Source organism: Rhizobium brockwellii, assembly GCF_000769405.2.
Classification (GTDB): domain Bacteria; phylum Pseudomonadota; class Alphaproteobacteria; order Rhizobiales; family Rhizobiaceae; genus Rhizobium; species Rhizobium brockwellii.
Genome location: NZ_CP053442.1, coordinates 246,099 through 261,950 on the forward strand (window position 1 = coordinate 246,099; position 15,852 = coordinate 261,950).

Sequence of the window (15,852 nt, forward strand, 5' to 3'; positions counted from 1 at the left end):
TTTGGCGCGCTTATGCCATGCGGGGAAACCGCAGGATAGCCCTGTTTCTCACCCTCTCGCTCAAGAATATAATGCCGAAAAGCCTGAGCGGTTTTCGAACGACATCATGCTCACCTTCTTTAATTTGGAACAGGATTGGATAATATCGCGGCTCACGCCAACGGGAACTCGCGCCAATGAGCGTTCGTCCGCCGCAGTCCTTCAGACCATCCGAGCAGAATAAAAACGGCTTCAACGTTCTCGAATACGAGCTGATGTCGGAACGCGCGGATTCGCTTGGACGTCACGGGCTGAAGGTGGAGGCGACGCTCGCCGCCCTGAAGGCCTGGGCTGCCGACCGCCAGAGCACGGAGGAGCGCGAGAGGCTTCTCAATGAAGCATCAGACGCCGTCTGGGCGTTTTTCATCCAGCGTGAGATCTGCGGCTTGCGCAACAACCGCGACGCCATCCAGCGTTACGGCATCCCCAACGAGGTAATCGCGAGATTGGGCGCAGTGCGAAAATAGCGCGGCGACGGCTGGTGTGGCAGCCGTCCAGCCTCGCTATTGGGTGGAAATCGCCGGTGCGGAACGGTATGGCTTGATGCGGAACCAATGCGAAAGGAAACGCGATGCCAATCTCAATCCGGATCGGGAATCAGGATCTCACCGTCGATGTCTCCTCCCTCGGCGCCGAGATGCAGGCGCTCAAATCAAGCGACGGACGCTCGTGGCTGTGGACCGGCGATGCCGCCTTCTGGACCGGGCGGTCGCCGATCCTGTTTCCGATCGTCGGCAAGGCGCCTGACGACAAGATCGCGATCGACGGCACGGTCTATCCGATGGCTCAGCATGGCTTTGCCCGCCGCAGCGAATTCACCCTTGCGGCATCCACCGAGACGATGTGCCGGTTCGAACTGACCGCCTCGGATGCGACGCGGGCGGTGTATCCTTTCGAGTTTCAGCTGGCCGTGGTGCATGCGGTGGAGGGTCACGTGCTGACTGTCACGGCGGAGGTTACCAATCGCGACCAGAAGGCGATGCCGTTCGGCCTCGGATTTCATTCCGCCTTCGCCTGGCCATTGCCGGGTGCTTCCGGTCGCGACCATATCGTCAGGCTCGACAATGAAGGCGAGCCGGCGCTTGTGCGGCTGGAAGGCGGCCTCATCAACCCTGCGGCCCTGCCCTCCCCGTTCAAGGCCGGCCGGCTGGTGCTCGATCATTCGATGTTCGAGCAGGATGCGATGATTTTCCCTGATGGTGCGGGCGAAGGGCTGGCTTATGGCGCCGAACACGGGCCGACCATGCAGTTCCATTTCGAAAACCTGCCCAACCTTGCGTTATGGACCAAACCGGGCGCGCCCTTCCTCTGCATCGAGCCCTGGCACGGAACGGCTGCGGAAGCGGGGAGCTCGAGCGAGCTTTCGAAAAGGCCGTCCACCACGATCCTGGCGCCGGGCGCGGTGGAGAGCTTCGTCTTCACGGTCGAAATTCCGCAATAGAAGACAGCGGAAAGCGCTCGCCGGGAAGTCGGGCGAGCGCCGATGTTTCATTTAATGAGCGCCAGCGCCACCGCCGGCCTGCGGCTTCTGGGTGAGCAGCAGGGCGACGGCTGCAATGGCAAGAACCACGCCGATGACGGCGAAGGTATCGGCAAAACCGAGGATGAGGGCCTGGCGTTTGACGACCTGGCCAAGCGCCACGACGGCCTTCTGGGCTGCGACGGCATGGTCGGAGACACCATGCTGCATGAAGTAGCCGGTCAATTGGTCGAGACGGGTGCGGACTTCGTCGCGGCCGAGCGTCACCGACTGGCCGATGATGTTGGAGTGGAACTGCTCGCGTTTGGTCAGCACGGTGCCGAGTGTTGCCGTGCCGACAGCGCCGCCGAGATTACGTAGCATGTTGGTCAGGCCCGAGGCGGCGGCGGCATCCGAAGGTGCGATGCCAGCCGTTGTGATCGCGGTGATCGGCGTCAGCACCAGCGCCTGGCCGATGGCGCGGACGATGTTCGGGATCCAGAACTGGTCGCCTGCGGTATCGGCTGACAAGGTGATGTTCATGAAGCAGCTGATCGCGAAGATCGAGATGCCGAGGAAGCCGATGTAACGCGCATCGAAGCGCTTCATCATCATCGGCACGAGCGGGATCAAAAGCAGCTGCGGCAGGCCGGTCCATGCCAGCACATTGCCGATCTGCTCGGCATTATAGCGCTGCACCTGGCCGAGATATTGCGGCAGGATATAGACGGTGCCGAAAAGGGCGACGCCGACCAGCACGTTGACGGCAACGCCGATGCCGAAATTGCGCTGCTTCAGCAGGCGCAGCTTGACCAGCGGCTTCTCCACCGTCAGCTCGATCCAGATGAAGGCGACGAGGAAGACGAAGGCGACGATACTGAGCTTGACGATGAAGGGCGAGGAGAACCAGTCTTCTTTGTTGCCTTCTTCGAGCACCGTCTGCAGCGCCGAGAGACCGATCGCCATGCTAAAGATCCCGGCCCAGTCGCCTTCCCGAAGCAGGCCGAGGCGCATCGGCTGCTTGTCGAGCGTCAGGGCAAGGGCGACCGCCATGATGGCGCTCGGGATGGCGTTGATGAAGAAGATCGTCTGCCAGCCGTAGTTTTCGGTGAGGTAGCCGCCGATGGTCGGGCCGATCGCCGGTGCGAAGGTGACCGAAAGCGCGAAGGCCGCAAGGCCGAGCGGCTGCTGGTGCTTCGGCAGCTTGGTCAGCACCATGGTGAAGGCCATCGGGATCAGCACGCCGCCGGCAAAACCCTGCAGGCCGCGCAGCACGATCATCGTGCCGAGATCATGGGCGAAGGCACAGCCAATCGAAAACAGCGGAAACAGGACGGAATTGACGAGGATATAACGGCGGAACGAGAAGACATTGCTGAAATAGGCGGTCAGCGGAATGACGACGATCTCGCCGATGAGGTAGGAGGTGGAGATCCAGGCGCCGTTGTCGACGCCCGTTCCGATGCCGCCCTCGATGTCGAGCAGCGAGGCATTGGTGATCTGGATGTTGAGGATCGCCATGAAGGCGCCGATCATGCCGGCGAGAACGGCGATCCATTCCCTGGTGCTGGCGCCGGATTTCGGCTGCGGAGCGGCGATTGATGTTGCTGCGATGGTGGACATGACACGAACTCCTCGTCCCCCGGCCTAGCTACGGTCGTTCTTGGTGTCGATGCTCGGCTGGACGGACATGCCGGGTCGCAGGTCGCCATTGGCGGCGGCGTCGCCGTCGAGCACGATCCTGACCGGAATGCGCTGGACGACCTTGGTGAAGTTGCCGGTGGCGTTATCGGGCGGCAGCAGGGCAAATTCCTGGCCGCTTGCCGGAGCGAGGCTGTCGACATGGCCGTGATAGGTGCGGCCGGGGAACATATCGACCTCGATATCGACGGGCTGGCCGGCCTTGACGTCGGTGAGCTGGGTTTCTTTGTAGTTGGCGATGACATAGGCAGCCGTCGTCGGCACGACCGACATCAGCTGGGTGCCGGCCTGGACATATTGGCCGACGCGTAGCGTCCGGTTGCCGACGGTGCCGTCGACAGGCGCGGTGATCGTCGCATAGGAAAGGTTGAGCTCGGCCTGGTGCTGGACGGCCTGACTGCGCGCAAGGGACGCCCTCGCCTGGGCAAGCTCGGCATTCAGCAGATCGACCTGCTTGACGGCGGCATCGAGCGAGGCACTGTCGCGGACGATCGAGGCCTGGGCGGCAGCGATCTGCGAGGCGGCCTGCTGCGCCGTCTGGACCGGGGCATAACCGCTGGTGGCGAGGTTCGAATAACGCTTGTTGTTCTGCTCGGCAAAGGTCTCGTTGGCGCGGTCGACGTCGACGGTCGCGCGGGCCGCAGCGATGGTCGACTGCTGGATATCGAGCGAAGCCTGCTTGGCGTTGACGGTGGCCTCTGCTGCGGCGACATCGGCCTTGGCCTGATCGAGGGCCGCCTTGAAGTCGCGGTCGTCGATGCGGGCGAGCGGCTGGCCAGCCTTGACTGTCTCGTTGTCCATGACGAGTACCTCGGCGAGATAGCCTGAAACCTTGGGGGCGATGGTGCTGCTGTCGGCCTTCACATAGGCGTCGTCGGTCGAGATATGGAAGCGGCCGACCGTCCAGTAATCATGGCCGTAATAGGCGCCGGCGGCGATCATCACGAGTGCGGTGGCGCCGAGAAGCAGGGAGCGGCCACCGCGCTTGCGGGCGGGCTTTTCCTCGGCAACGGGGGCGGCAGCTTCGGTGACGCGCGGCGGCTTGCCGGCGTCCAAGCTTGCCGGGGCGGCTTCGGCGGTGGTTTCGACGGCTGTATTGTTGTTCAAGGCATGCAGCTTCTTGGTAGTCATTGTCTCTCTCCGGATGACGGGTCGCCGTCTCTTGGGCTGCGGCCTCTGAATTCAAGTGAAATCCTATTTAGGAAACTTGATGTTTTCCAAAATATGCACTATAAAACGGATGTCAATGGGAATTTGGAAAATCATCATGGTCCAAAATCAACAAATTGAGAGAAGGCCGCGCGGAAGGCCGCAGTTGCGCTGTGACGACGACACCAGGAGCGTGATCATCGAGGCCGCGAACACCCAGTTTCACGAGAATGGCTACGCGGCGGCCAGCATCGCCACGATCGCCCAGGAGGCTGGTGTTTCCACAAAGACCCTCTACCGGCTGTTTCCGACCAAAGCCGATCTCTTCGCCAGCACGATCTCTGAGCGTATCGTCGGCTTCCTGCTAGCGCTCGATCCCCCGACGCTCGCCGTCGCCGATCTGAGAGATGGGCTGGAGCGCATGCTGATGGCTTACGGCATGCTGTCGCTTTCGGAAGATACGGTCACCATCATGCGCCTCGTCATCGGTGAGTCGGACCGCTTCCCTGAAATCGCCACCTCCTTCTACGAACAGGCGATCCTGCGCACCAATGCGCTGATGGAGGACTGGCTGCGCCGGCAGGTCGACCGCGGCCTTATTGTGCTCGAGGATCCGCATCTCGCCTGCGGCATGCTGCGCGGCATGATGGCCATGGAGCCGCAGCGCGCGGCGATCCTGCGCCAGGAACCGCCGCCGAAGATCGAGGCTATTGCGGCACGAGCGAAGATGTGCGCCGACCTTTTCCTGAAGGGCTGCGCGCTCTGAAGCATCGCTCGGGCTTCAGAGCGCAATGATTTTCCTTACGAGCGAGCCGGCGCGGGTGCAGGAAGAAGCTTGCCCCTGATAAGCAGCCAGATCGTCCCGATCGCGATCAGGCCGACGGCGACATTGGCAAGCAGGAACAGGAAGGGCGCAAGATCGGCAACGGCCCCGACATCACCGCGCCCGACCATGCGCAGTGCTGACGTCGACAGCGCGGTGACGCCGAAGGTGAAGGCCCAGTAGGAGGCCCCGAAGGGTTGCTTCATGATCCAGGGCAGCAGGCGCAGCAGCAACAAGGCCTGGAGTACGGCGTAACCAAGCATGGCATGAACAAGCATATCCGGCGGGCCGGAGGTGGCGCTCAGATAAGCGAGGCTGCCGACGGCAGGCGGAGCGAGCTGGATGCCGAGCGTCGGGCGCAGTTGCTCGGCCATGACGGGGGAGGTCATCAGGCGATGGAGCAGCACGGATTCGATTGCGAGCGCGGAAAAGAAACCTGCACCGAAGGCAAGCTGCCCCCAATCCTGATAACCGAGAGCGCTGGCGACCGTCGCCGCAACGAAGGAACCGGCGCCAAGCGGCAGATAGAGAACCGCCGTCGTCGCTACAGGATCACGGCCGCCGCGCCAAAGAAGCCCTGTGCGCCAGAGCGCGAAGAACAGCGTAAAGGCGACACCGATGGCGAAGAGTATTTCACTGGTGATCCTCATATAGGGCAGCAGCGCAAGAGCGACCAGCATGGTGGCAACGCCTGCAAGGCCGACGAAGCAGCATTGAACGGGATGATCGATCTCCGCCATCGCCTCCTCCTGCGCCACGATCCACTTGGCCGCATAGAATAGGGTCACGACCAGCCAGATCGCGACGGCCAACAAACTCAGCACCTCGCCCACATCCGTGGCCACCGGCCAAATGGCCGCTGCGGCCCTCCAGCTGCTGCCGAGGCCGGCAACGCCGAGCACGATACTGTAGAAGGAAGCCGGAACGCGCGGCAACCGCAAACCGGCACCGATGTTCCGTTCGGCAGATTGCATTGTCATGGTCTGGTCTCGCTCTGGTTCGGACCGGCAGGGCATAACGCCCTGCCCTCACATGGTTGGACGAACGACTAACTGGTAATGGTCTCGGCGGCGTCGAGTACGCGCGCCGAGTAGACGAGTGCTGCACCTGCATTGACCGAGATTGCGACGCCGAGGGCTTCGGCGATCTCCTCCCTGGTGGCGCCGAGCTTTTCGGCTTCGGTCGTGTGGACCACGATACAGCCATCGCAGCGCAGCGTCACGGCAACAGCAAGAGCAATCAGCTCACGCTGCTTGGCGTCGAGGTGATTGGTCTTCTGGCCGGCGGCGGACAGTGTCTGGTAGCCCTTCACCGTCTCCGGCGCGAGCTTGGCCATCTCACCGACCCGGCCGAAAAGCTCCGCGCGGTATTCCTTCCAGTTCAACATGGCAGTTTCCTTTATCTCCAGGCGATGGCGTCGTTGCCTCGTCTTTCCGAAAGGACTATGAACCCGCGAAGAGATCCTTTGAATGCTCTATTGGCTCAATTTCTAGCGCGAACGTCTCATGGATATGCTCAGCCGCCTGATCGACCTCTCCCGCCTGCAACCGGCGCTCGACATTCGCTGCCGGCTGGAAGGCGCCTTTCATATCGACCATGAAGCCACTGCCAGAGGCAGCGTGCCCTTTCATCTCGTTCTTGGAGGAAACTGCCGGATTCGCACGTCGGCCGGCCATGAGGTGTTCATGCAGTCCGGCGATTTCGTGCTTCTTCCGCGCGGCGCGGCGCACGCCATCATCGGCACGGAGGACGCTGGGCCGGCAACGCCGTTCAAGGTTACGCATGAGGGCATGCTGCCGCTGCGCGAAAACGCACCGGCGGAGACGGCGGATGTCGATCTGCTCTGCGGCCATTTTGATTGCGCCTGGGGCTCGTCGACACTGCTGCTCGATACGCTGCCCGATGTCTTTCAGGCCTCCCTGATCGGCGCGCAGTCGGAGGAAACGCTGAAGATGCTGGTCTCGCTGCTGCGTGAGGAGACGGCGCAAGAGCAGCCGGGCGCCCGCACGATCGTCACGGCCATGTGCCTTGCGCTTTTCACCATGGCGCTCCGCTCGCGCGGCGCGGCTTCGCTCGGGACGCCGGGCGTGCTGCCGCTGCTGACCAATCCGCGGTTGGTGAAATCGGTGATGGCGGTGATGGCCGACCCCGCGCATGACTGGACGATCGATGAACTGGCCGATCTCAGCGCCATGTCGCGGGCGACCTATGCGAGACAATTCAAGGAATCTGCGGCAATGACCGTCGGCACCTTCCTGACGGATCTCAGGATGATGCTTGCAAGCGACCTGCTGTTGCGGACACGCCGCACAGTCGCGGATATCGCCGCCGAAGTCGGCTATGAATCAGAGGCCGCCTTTGGCAAGGCCTTCAAGGCGGGCAAGGGGCTGACGCCCGCCCGGTTCCGCCAGCAGTTTTCCTGACTGTCCCTGACGCTCGAAGGTCTCCTCAGTTCGGCGGCGCGCCCAGCGCATGCAGGATGCCGCGGAGTTCGGCGAGGCCGCGCATGCGGCCGATGGCCGGGTAGCCCGGTGTGACCACCTTGTCGAGATCGTCGAGCATGCGGTGGCCATGGTCCGAGCGGAAGACGATGGTGTCTTCGGGAGCGCGGCGGCTGTCTTCGGCAACCAGCTCGCGAAGAACGGCGACCATGTCGACATCACCTTCGAGGTGGGCGCTTTCATGGAATGTCCGGCCGTCGCCCTCGCGCGTCGTGGCGCGCAGATGGGCGAAGTGGATGCGCGAGGCGAAGCGCCGGGCGATCGCAGGCAGGTCGTTCTCGGCGCGTACGCCGAGGCTGCCGGTGCAGTAACACATGCCGTTCGCCGCCGACGGCACCGCATCGAAGAGAGCGGCATAGTCCTCGGCCGTCGAGGCGATGCGCGGCAAGCCGAATAGCGAACGCGGCGGATCGTCGGGATGCAGCGTCAGCTTGACGCCGCGCGCTTCGGCGGCGGGCGTGACGGCCTCGAGGAATTCGACCAGGTGCCGGCGCAGCCTTGCGGCATCAATACCGCTATAGGCAACCAGCTTATCCCGAAAGGCCGGAATGGTCAGAGGCTCAGTTGTCGACCCCGGCAGAGCGGAGGTGATGATGCGGGTGATGTCGGCGACCTCATCGTCGGTCATCGACTCGAAGACCACGCGCGCCCTCTCGCGGTCCTCGGTGGAATAGTGCTGGGCCGCATCCGGCCGCTCCAGGATGAAGAGATCGAAGGCTGCGAAACGCTCGTGATCGAAACGCATGGCGGTGGCGCCTGTCGGCGTCACGTAATCGAGGTCGGTGCGGGTCCAGTCGACGACAGGCATGAAATTATAGCAGACGATCGGAATGCCGCAGGCAGCCACCGCTTCGAGGCTGGCGATCCACGCCTCTATTTCGGCCTTCGCCTCCCCGCCCTTGCGCTTGACGGCATCGGGGATCGGGATGCTCTCGACAACCGACCAGACGAGCGGCGAGCGGTCGCCGGGCGTCGCCTCGATCAGAGACTGGCGTTCGCGCACTTCCTTCTCCGTCCAGGCCCTGCCGATCGGCACCTGATGTAGCGAAGAGACGATATTGGTCGCGCCCGTCTGGCGGACCTCATCCAACGTCACCGGCGCTTGCGGTCCGAACCATCTCCAACCCTGCCGCATCTTCTTTCCTCGCCTTTTCGTTTCTCGTTCAAGCACTGCCGTCAGCAGAAATAATCGGGATAACGCGCGCGCAACTCATCGACATCGGGAATGACGGCACTCAGATGATGGGTCATCGCGCTGCGTGCAACCGCTGCATCATGGGCGGCGAGTGCATCGCGAATGATCGTGTGTTCCTGCACGACAGTATCCATGCGCCCGAGCACCGGCAACGTCAGCCGCCGTGCCCGGTCGATCTGCACCTTGACCGTTTTCAGGGTTGCCCAGATGCCGGGATAACCCGATATCTGCGTGATCGCCTCATGGAAGGCCTCGTCCTCCTCATGGAAGCCCGAGGCATTGCCGGTCGCGGCATGTGCCTGCTGGCGGGCAATGATGGCGTCGAGATGGGCGATGTCGGCAGCGGTGGCGGTCAAAGCCGCAGCCTCGACGGTCGCGCCTTCGAGCGCCTTACGCACGACGACCGCTTCGGGAATCGCCGAAACCGGCACGCGCGATACGACGGTGCCCGACTGCGGATAGATGTCGACCAGTCCGCCTTCGGAAAGCCGGAGCAGCGCTTCGCGCACCGGCGTGCGGCTGACGCCGAAATCGTCGGCGATCCGCTTTTCCTGCAAGGACATTCCCGGCGGCATCCGCAGCGAGACGATGTCGGCATAGAGGCGCTCATAGATGGCGCCGGCCGTTGTGATCCGGCGCAGCCTGGCCCCGACCTCCCGCGATGCCGGGGCGACCAAAACTTCGGTTTCTGATGCTTGCCGCATGGATATACCGGGACGCTGAAATTCCGTGGCATACTAGTATATCAGTTTTATCGCCGTGCCAAGATATGCCGCTCAAGGTTCCGCGCTTCGCGAATTGAGCAAGTCGACCCGCGCGCCGTAGGCTCGAGGCAAAAACATGGAACGGCAATTACGGTGCGAAGCCCGGGTGAATGACAGACCTCGCAGAAATGTAAACCCGATCTCTGCACCGAGGCGCTCTTTATTTGGAACTTAGATCGGCCAAGTTGGTTGAGATCCGCAAGGAGACCCTCATGAAAAAACCAGCACAACCCAAAACGAGCGAAAATACGACCGATGGCAGCCGACCGGGAGTTCGACCCGCCGCGGACGCAGGCAGACGGAAAGCGGCTCCGCGAGCCTCAAAAGAAGTCGGCAGCCAGAGCGGCGGATCGCCGGCAGCAAGCCGCGAGGAAGAGATCCGAAGAAGGGCATATTCCCTGTGGGAGAAGGAAGGGAAGCCGGAAGGCAAGCACGGGCATCACTGGACCCTGGCCGAACATGAACTCGATGCGCAGCAGGGCGAAGCCGACAACCCTCCAAACCTGGCAGCACTGCGAGAGGCCTCGCGGCAGCATACGGATACATTTCTCGTCAAGACCGATCTCGAGGACGCCGACCAACGCGAAGCCTCCCCCGGCACACGCGAGCAGGATTGAACTTTCCGGCTCGCGCCAATCTCAGACCTCTTGCCAATTTCAGAAAGGTACCCGACATGACCGACAAACAGAACTTGAACGCCGGATTCACAGGAACGCCCACTGAGCAGCCGGAGGGATTGACCAAGGTCGCGAAGTCGGCAGCCAATGAGATGAAGCGTGAGGCTTATGCGGTCGCTTCCGGCGTTAGAGAGCACCCACACACCGCAAGCGCATTGCTGCTTACCACCGGCATCGTCGCATTCGGGCTGGGCTATCTCCTTGGTCGATCATCGGCTGAAGGTTCGACACGCCCATATTGGCGATAGCGGCAGCCATTCAACGGGGCGCATGCATCGTTCTTCGACTAGCCGTGCCGATCCCGACGTTGCCGCCTTCTCTCCCGGCGGTACGCTCCTCGGCCGCTGGACGAGAAAACCTTCAAATCAAGCTCGCACCTCAAACGTGTTTTCCTTTGAAGCCGGCCTTACGGTCGCACCCATTTGCCACCCATCATCGAACAGAACCAGGTCTGTCCAGGCGCCTGTTGCCAGAATACCACGTCGAATAAAGCCATAGATTGCACCCTCATCACAGCTTGACAGCTGTGATCGCGATCCTTAGCGAGGCAGCATCGACACGGTCAGGACCGGCAAAGTGAATTATTTTAGACAACTCAAGATGGCAGTGCTTTGTCAGGGGGATGAGGCCGGAAGCGCACTCGACCGAAATAACCGCATTGCCGTCTTTCTCTTTGCAATCCTTCCAGGGCTTTCGCCGAACTTTAACTCCTTCATCCTCCTCGCGTCGATGGTGTGGGGCATCTACTGTCTGGCGACGGGCCGCCTCACCTTGAACCTGTCGAGATCCGACCGGCTGGTTGCCATTTTCATGTCGATCTACCCGCTGGTGATGATCGCCAGCATCTTCATCAATCCGCCTTACTCCGAAGTAGCGGACTGGATATTCCGGCTCCTGCCCTTCTTTTCGATCTGGCTGATATTGCCGCGGATGCGCCAATCTCCCGATGGCCGTCTTGTGCCGCTCTTTATCCTCGGCGCAGGCATCGGCATGATCGTCACCTTTCTTTTCAGTCTCCTGCAGATCATGTTTCTGATGGAGAGAGCAGAGGCCGGAACTTCGAATGCTGCGCTCCTGGGCGTGATAGGGATCCTGTTTGGCGGCATTGCGCTTCTCAACGTTCAATCTCCCAGAAGCGTGGAGCAAAGAGTAGCGATATTGGGATATGCCGCCGGTCTAGGCTGCGTTCTGCTTTCGGGAACGCGCTCGGCCTGGCTGGTCATTCCCATCCATATCGTCATCTTCCTCTGGTATTTTCGCAAACACAGCTTCCATCTGAGTTTGCGCAGCCTGGCTATTACCAGCTCCCTGCTGTTGGCGGGACTTATCACCCTGGGCAGCGGCCAGATCCTCCATCGCATCCAGGCGCTTCAGGAAAATCTGACGTCGCTCGAACGCACCGACGGCGAGATCACGTCGCTCAGTGCCCGGTTCGCTCTGTACAAAGGCGCACTATCGGCAATTAGTAAGGACCCGTTGACGGGTTATGGCCCGCAGAACCGGATGAGTTCGGTTTTGGCAGAACTGCCCGACAACATAAGGCCGCAGCTGCCTTACTCGCATGTCCACAACGGCTTTCTGACCGCAGGAATCGACGCCGGCGTTTTCGGTATTGCGGCACTTTCGCTGATGTTGCTGACACCGGTGATAGGCGCATTGAGAAAAGAAGCGGGACCGGGCCGGGATTTGGCGATTGCGCTCGCTCTTCTGCTCGTCAGCAGCTACGTCATTACGGGCAGCTTTGGCATCATGTTCAATCAGAAAGCTTTGGATCCGATCTTCGCTTACCTCGTCGCCCTTATTTGTGCGGATCGCGGCAGCACGCGCTTTGCGCCGGTCGTCCGGAGCTGACGTCTGGCACCCCTTGAGCCTGCAGACTCAACAACGTGCTTTGAATTGGCTGAGGCAGCCGTATTGGCTCGGCGCCGCTGAAAGCCAGATCCGAGACCTCACCTGTTGAGGAATAGCCGGAGACGAGTTCGGCCAACATCGCACGTGCCGCGACCATATCGTTCCGATCCAATACCGCATTGAGCGAGCTGAGCTTTTTCGAAAGCTCCGACCAGAAGAGGAAATCCTCGCGCGCCTTCATAATGCGAGGATGTTCGGTTGTTTCTGGGTTGTCGCCGATCAAAAGTTCTTCGTAGAGCTTCTCGCCGGGCCGAAGACCGGTAACGGACAGCTCGATATCGCCTTCGGGATTGTTCTCATCACGGACAGCCAGCCCGGAAAGCTCAACCATCTTGCGGGCGAGATCGGCGATGCGAACGGGTTCCCCCATGTCGAGCAAGAAAACGTCGCCGCCGTCGGCCATCGCGCCGGCCTGTATGACGAGCTGCGAGGCTTCCGAAATGGTCATGAAATAGCGGGTTATGTCAGGATGTGTCAGCGTAACAGGGCCGCCTTCCTTGATCTGCTGCCTGAAAAGCGGCACGACGGATCCGGAGGAGCCGAGGACGTTTCCGAAACGGACCATGCAAAAATTCGTTCGCATTCTGTCAGTCGCCGATTCTGCTGCGAGCGCCTGCAGAACCATCTCTGCCAACCTCTTGCTGGCGCCCATCACATTTGTCGGACGCACGGCCTTGTCTGTACTGATCAGCACGAAATTCGAGACGCCGCATTTATTCGCCGCGCGTGCCGCGACCAGCGTACCCATCACATTGTTCTTGATGCCTTCCACGGCATTATGTTCGACAAGGGGAACATGCTTGTAAGCGGCCGCATGATAGAGCGTCTGAGGTCGCCAGCTCTGCATGACATGTTCCATGCGATCCTGATCGCGGACAGAACAGAGAATCGGGACGATCTGCGTATTTTCGTGTTTGTACAGTTCGGCCAGCTTCTGCAATTCGGCATGAATATTATAAAGCGCAAACTCGTTCTGATCGATGAGGATCAGGCTCGAAGGCTCGTTGCGCAGAATCTGGCGGCATAACTCGCCGCCGATCGAGCCACCAGCACCCGTGACCATAACCACCTTGTTGCGCATCGCCTTGTCGAGCAACTCCTGCCGTGGCGCGACCGCTTCCCTCCCCAGCAGATCTTCGATCTCCAGCTCTCTGATGTCGGAGACGGCAATGCGTCCCTGAGCCAGGGCCGTGAGATCCGGCAGCGTGCGAACATTGACCCTGGCTTTACGGATGTGCTCCAGGATTTCATTACGACGCTGCCGCGATGCGGAGGGAAGAGCAAGAAGCACGTTGTGCACGCCGAGAGATTCTGCAAGCACCGGAAGATCCGAGGGGTCGTAGATCGGCAAACCACCCATGACGCCGCCCTTGAGACGCGGATCATCATCCAGATAGCCGACGACATTGAGTTCGGCACTGTTTATCAAGGCACCGGCCAGCTGCCGCCCGGCCGTCCCTGCCCCATAGATCAGCACCTTGGCGAGCATATTCTTGTGAAGGATGCGCTGGTAGGCGTCCCCGAGCCAGTAGCGGATACTCAACCTCGACAGCCCGATCGCAATCAACAGCAGGAAGGGCTGGAGGATACCGACGGTTCTGGGAACACCGGGGACGCTGAGGGCAGTAAATATCGTCATGAAGGCGAAGCCGTAGATCGCAATGGCCTTCAGAACAGTAATGAAAGCAGCCATATTGGCATAACGGAAGATCGCCCGGTACATGCCCATGACGATGAAGATGGGAAGGGCCATGCACAGTGAAACGACGACCGGCAACCACTGGACACCAGTGAGCACCGTCCATTCGTTCAAACGGAAGCAATAGGCCAGCCAGATCGTCAGAACGCAAAAGCTGGAATCCACCAGCAAAGCCAGAGCGCGTTTGGCAACACGCGGCATTGCCAGCAGAGGGGCGACGAGCGCTTGCAGCGGCATCAAGAACCATCCCGAGCGCGGCGTCTCAGTGGGCGTATTTTCAAGCATTGCTTACCAGCGTCTCGCAGATCAATGGACAACCACCTTCTTGTCGCTTTCTGCAACGAGCGCAACTGAAATAATCGGAAATCAAGGTCTTCCGCACCGACTTATCTATCAGAAGTAGGTAACTTAATGCCGTATGCCCTTACGGCGGATGACCTTCTCGGCGGTCATAAAAAGGATGCTTATGTCGAAGCCGAACGAGCGACGTTCGAGATATTCGACATCGAATTTTACCTTCTCCGGAATCGGCAATTCGTCCCGGCCATTGATCTGGGCCCATCCGGTCAATCCAGGCAGGAGCTTGTCGACACCATGGGCGGTGCGCAACTCTATCAGGTCATATTGATTGTAGAGTGCCGGCCGCGGGCCGACGAAACTCATCTTCCCCTCGAGAATGCACCAGAGCTGCGGCAGTTCGTCGAGGCTGGATTTGCGCAGAAACGAGCCGATGGGTGTCAGAAACCGATCCGGATTTTCGAGCAGATGCGTGGCAACCGTCGGTGTGTCGACGCGCATGCTGCGAAATTTCGGCATCAGGAAGATCTGATTGAAACGGCCGACACGTTTTGACCAATAGAGGATCGGTCCCGGCGAGGTCAGGCGCACACAAAGAGCGACGACAAGGATTGGAACGAGCAGGATCGCCGCCGCAATCAAAGCCAGGAAAAAATCCACCGCCCGTTTCAAATCCATGCTCCGCAGTTCTTCCACCTTACCGACCGACCATCCGTCATTCGCCCTATCGTCAAAAACCGTTTCGCGTCAACTGCCATCATTCTCCGGATGCGGACCGACGAGGATCGGCAAATATTGACCGCGCAGGCGGATCGCCTCGACCAATTCACGAAAACTGTTCCCCGCCAGGGGTTCTGCGCTCGGAGCGAGCATTCTTCCGCTCTACCTAATGTTCGGTTCGGATACCGGCGTTCTTATGAAAAAAGGGCAACGATAAAACGATAAGAAGCCGCTTTTGATTGGCTCTCAAGGAACTGGCGTATTCGGTCGCCCGGCGCACCAGTATGCCGGTTAACAATCTCGTCGAGCGTACGCTTGATCTTTGATCTGGGACCTCGCCGCCGAAGGCCGGTGCATGGTGCCGGCCGGAACGACCCCCGTCCATGACGACCTCTACGACGAAGACGGCCTTCCAAGGTGATTGCGCTCGACACGTCTCGGACGTCGCAACGCACAAGCGTCTCGTCGGCCAAGGCGCGAACGCGCTAAAGGGCCTCGCCTCCGATCTCGCGTTTCGGACTGAACAAGAGTTCCTTTGCTTGTGAGAAGGTTTGCAATGCCCTCCAAATTCGTCAGCGTCTCTGACCTAACGCCAGGCGATCGGGCGGGCTGCTGGCGTTCTCTCTGTGATCCGTGTCGTGATACGAATTTGAGCGCAACGAAGAGAGACCTCGAGAGACTAAACTTTTAAGCCATTGCGTTTGTTGTGAAAATTCTCCATTTTGACGGCAGTCAACATGACCTGTGAATAAGCAAATCGCGACCTTCCTTTTAAGAGAGAATCGCGATGACCTGCGATTCTGCGGTGCGTTGACCTCCTGTTAACGCTATTCTCCTTGTCAGACTCAGAGAATCGGAGATAATGACGACATTTCGCCGGTTTTGGTGATTTTATCGACAGAATGGTCCAAGGCACA

General features: G+C 60.4%; 15 protein-coding genes. 7 read left to right on the top strand and 8 right to left on the bottom strand.

What is annotated here, in order from left to right; all coding sequences use genetic code 11:
- The first annotated feature begins 176 nt into the window (after window positions 1-176).
- A complete protein-coding gene (locus RLCC275e_RS31495) occupies window positions 177-506 on the top strand; it encodes a DUF6665 family protein (protein WP_033183916.1) in 330 nt (109 codons plus the stop codon).
- A 104-nt stretch (window positions 507-610) separates the two neighbouring features.
- The gene (locus tag RLCC275e_RS31500) at window positions 611-1,480 is read left to right on the top strand and encodes an aldose 1-epimerase family protein (protein WP_033183915.1); all 870 of its coding nucleotides are present in this window, start codon (window positions 611-613) and stop codon (window positions 1,478-1,480) included.
- 51 nt (window positions 1,481-1,531) lie between these two features.
- Here the strand turns inward: RLCC275e_RS31500 and RLCC275e_RS31505 are convergent, their stop codons facing one another.
- Window positions 1,532-3,121, bottom strand: coding sequence for a DHA2 family efflux MFS transporter permease subunit (locus RLCC275e_RS31505; protein ID WP_033183914.1), 1,590 nt, complete (start codon window positions 3,119-3,121; stop codon window positions 1,532-1,534).
- Between the two features lie 24 nt (window positions 3,122-3,145).
- Window positions 3,146-4,330 (bottom strand): HlyD family secretion protein, encoded by a 1,185-nt coding sequence (locus RLCC275e_RS31510; RefSeq protein ID WP_033183913.1) that lies wholly within the window; start codon window positions 4,328-4,330, stop codon window positions 3,146-3,148.
- A 136-nt stretch (window positions 4,331-4,466) separates the two neighbouring features.
- Between RLCC275e_RS31510 and RLCC275e_RS31515 the strand changes: the two genes are divergently transcribed.
- Window positions 4,467-5,114, top strand: coding sequence for a TetR/AcrR family transcriptional regulator (locus RLCC275e_RS31515; RefSeq protein WP_033183912.1), 648 nt, complete (start codon window positions 4,467-4,469; stop codon window positions 5,112-5,114).
- 35 nt (window positions 5,115-5,149) lie between these two features.
- On the opposite strand, the gene tehA is transcribed toward RLCC275e_RS31515, so the two are convergent.
- Both tehA and RLCC275e_RS31525 read right to left on the bottom strand, forming a co-directional pair.
- On the bottom strand, window positions 5,150-6,151 hold the full coding sequence (gene tehA / locus RLCC275e_RS31520) for a dicarboxylate transporter/tellurite-resistance protein TehA (protein WP_033183911.1): 1,002 nt from the start codon (window positions 6,149-6,151) through the stop codon (window positions 5,150-5,152).
- A gap of 68 nt (window positions 6,152-6,219) precedes the next feature.
- Window positions 6,220-6,558, bottom strand: coding sequence for a carboxymuconolactone decarboxylase family protein (locus RLCC275e_RS31525; RefSeq protein ID WP_033183910.1), 339 nt, complete (start codon window positions 6,556-6,558; stop codon window positions 6,220-6,222).
- A 118-nt stretch (window positions 6,559-6,676) separates the two neighbouring features.
- Between RLCC275e_RS31525 and RLCC275e_RS31530 the strand changes: the two genes are divergently transcribed.
- On the top strand, window positions 6,677-7,594 hold the full coding sequence (locus RLCC275e_RS31530) for an AraC family transcriptional regulator (RefSeq protein ID WP_003552167.1): 918 nt from the start codon (window positions 6,677-6,679) through the stop codon (window positions 7,592-7,594).
- 25 nt (window positions 7,595-7,619) lie between these two features.
- Here the strand turns inward: RLCC275e_RS31530 and uxuA are convergent, their stop codons facing one another.
- A complete protein-coding gene (gene uxuA, locus RLCC275e_RS31535) occupies window positions 7,620-8,807 on the bottom strand; it encodes a mannonate dehydratase (RefSeq protein ID WP_033183909.1) in 1,188 nt (395 codons plus the stop codon).
- A gap of 41 nt (window positions 8,808-8,848) precedes the next feature.
- Window positions 8,849-9,571 (bottom strand): GntR family transcriptional regulator, encoded by a 723-nt coding sequence (locus tag RLCC275e_RS31540; RefSeq protein WP_033183908.1) that lies wholly within the window; start codon window positions 9,569-9,571, stop codon window positions 8,849-8,851.
- A gap of 272 nt (window positions 9,572-9,843) precedes the next feature.
- On the opposite strand from RLCC275e_RS31540, the gene RLCC275e_RS31545 reads away from it, so the two are divergent.
- The 3 genes from RLCC275e_RS31545 to RLCC275e_RS31555 all read left to right on the top strand — a co-directional run bounded on the left by RLCC275e_RS31545 (window position 9,844) and on the right by RLCC275e_RS31555 (window position 12,159).
- Window positions 9,844-10,248 carry a DUF2934 domain-containing protein gene (locus RLCC275e_RS31545; RefSeq protein ID WP_050516860.1) on the top strand — a complete coding sequence of 135 codons (405 nt, stop codon included), beginning with the start codon at window positions 9,844-9,846 and terminating at the stop codon, window positions 10,246-10,248.
- Between the two features lie 56 nt (window positions 10,249-10,304).
- The gene (locus RLCC275e_RS31550) at window positions 10,305-10,556 is read left to right on the top strand and encodes a hypothetical protein (protein WP_027687181.1); all 252 of its coding nucleotides are present in this window, start codon (window positions 10,305-10,307) and stop codon (window positions 10,554-10,556) included.
- Between the two features lie 328 nt (window positions 10,557-10,884).
- The gene (locus RLCC275e_RS31555; RefSeq protein WP_033183906.1) at window positions 10,885-12,159 is read left to right on the top strand and encodes an O-antigen ligase family protein; all 1,275 of its coding nucleotides are present in this window, start codon (window positions 10,885-10,887) and stop codon (window positions 12,157-12,159) included.
- Here RLCC275e_RS31555 and RLCC275e_RS31560 read toward each other — a convergent pair.
- Window positions 12,107-14,203: a polysaccharide biosynthesis protein gene (locus tag RLCC275e_RS31560; protein WP_246723442.1), complete on the bottom strand. Its 2,097-nt coding sequence runs from the start codon at window positions 14,201-14,203 to the stop codon at window positions 12,107-12,109. The two genes, RLCC275e_RS31555 and RLCC275e_RS31560, sit on opposite strands and share 53 nt — an antisense overlap.
- Before the next feature lie 123 nt (window positions 14,204-14,326).
- Window positions 14,327-14,893, bottom strand: coding sequence for a sugar transferase (locus tag RLCC275e_RS31565; RefSeq protein ID WP_033183905.1), 567 nt, complete (start codon window positions 14,891-14,893; stop codon window positions 14,327-14,329).
- Window positions 14,894-15,852 lie beyond the last annotated feature (959 nt).

Coding starts and splice junctions, on each gene's coding strand:
- RLCC275e_RS31495 (WP_033183916.1), top strand. CDS start 177: ATGAGCGTTCGTCCGCCGCAGTCCTTCAGACCATCCGAGCAGAATAAA.
- RLCC275e_RS31500 (WP_033183915.1), top strand. CDS start 611: ATGCCAATCTCAATCCGGATCGGGAATCAGGATCTCACCGTCGATGTC.
- RLCC275e_RS31505 (WP_033183914.1), bottom strand. CDS start 3,121: ATGTCCACCATCGCAGCAACATCAATCGCCGCTCCGCAGCCGAAATCC.
- RLCC275e_RS31510 (WP_033183913.1), bottom strand. CDS start 4,330: ATGACTACCAAGAAGCTGCATGCCTTGAACAACAATACAGCCGTCGAA.
- RLCC275e_RS31515 (WP_033183912.1), top strand. CDS start 4,467: ATGGTCCAAAATCAACAAATTGAGAGAAGGCCGCGCGGAAGGCCGCAG.
- tehA (WP_033183911.1), bottom strand. CDS start 6,151: ATGACAATGCAATCTGCCGAACGGAACATCGGTGCCGGTTTGCGGTTG.
- RLCC275e_RS31525 (WP_033183910.1), bottom strand. CDS start 6,558: ATGTTGAACTGGAAGGAATACCGCGCGGAGCTTTTCGGCCGGGTCGGT.
- RLCC275e_RS31530 (WP_003552167.1), top strand. CDS start 6,677: ATGGATATGCTCAGCCGCCTGATCGACCTCTCCCGCCTGCAACCGGCG.
- uxuA (WP_033183909.1), bottom strand. CDS start 8,807: ATGCGGCAGGGTTGGAGATGGTTCGGACCGCAAGCGCCGGTGACGTTG.
- RLCC275e_RS31540 (WP_033183908.1), bottom strand. CDS start 9,571: ATGCGGCAAGCATCAGAAACCGAAGTTTTGGTCGCCCCGGCATCGCGG.
- RLCC275e_RS31545 (WP_050516860.1), top strand. CDS start 9,844: ATGAAAAAACCAGCACAACCCAAAACGAGCGAAAATACGACCGATGGC.
- RLCC275e_RS31550 (WP_027687181.1), top strand. CDS start 10,305: ATGACCGACAAACAGAACTTGAACGCCGGATTCACAGGAACGCCCACT.
- RLCC275e_RS31560 (WP_246723442.1), bottom strand. CDS start 14,203: ATGCTTGAAAATACGCCCACTGAGACGCCGCGCTCGGGATGGTTCTTG.
- RLCC275e_RS31565 (WP_033183905.1), bottom strand. CDS start 14,893: ATGGATTTGAAACGGGCGGTGGATTTTTTCCTGGCTTTGATTGCGGCG.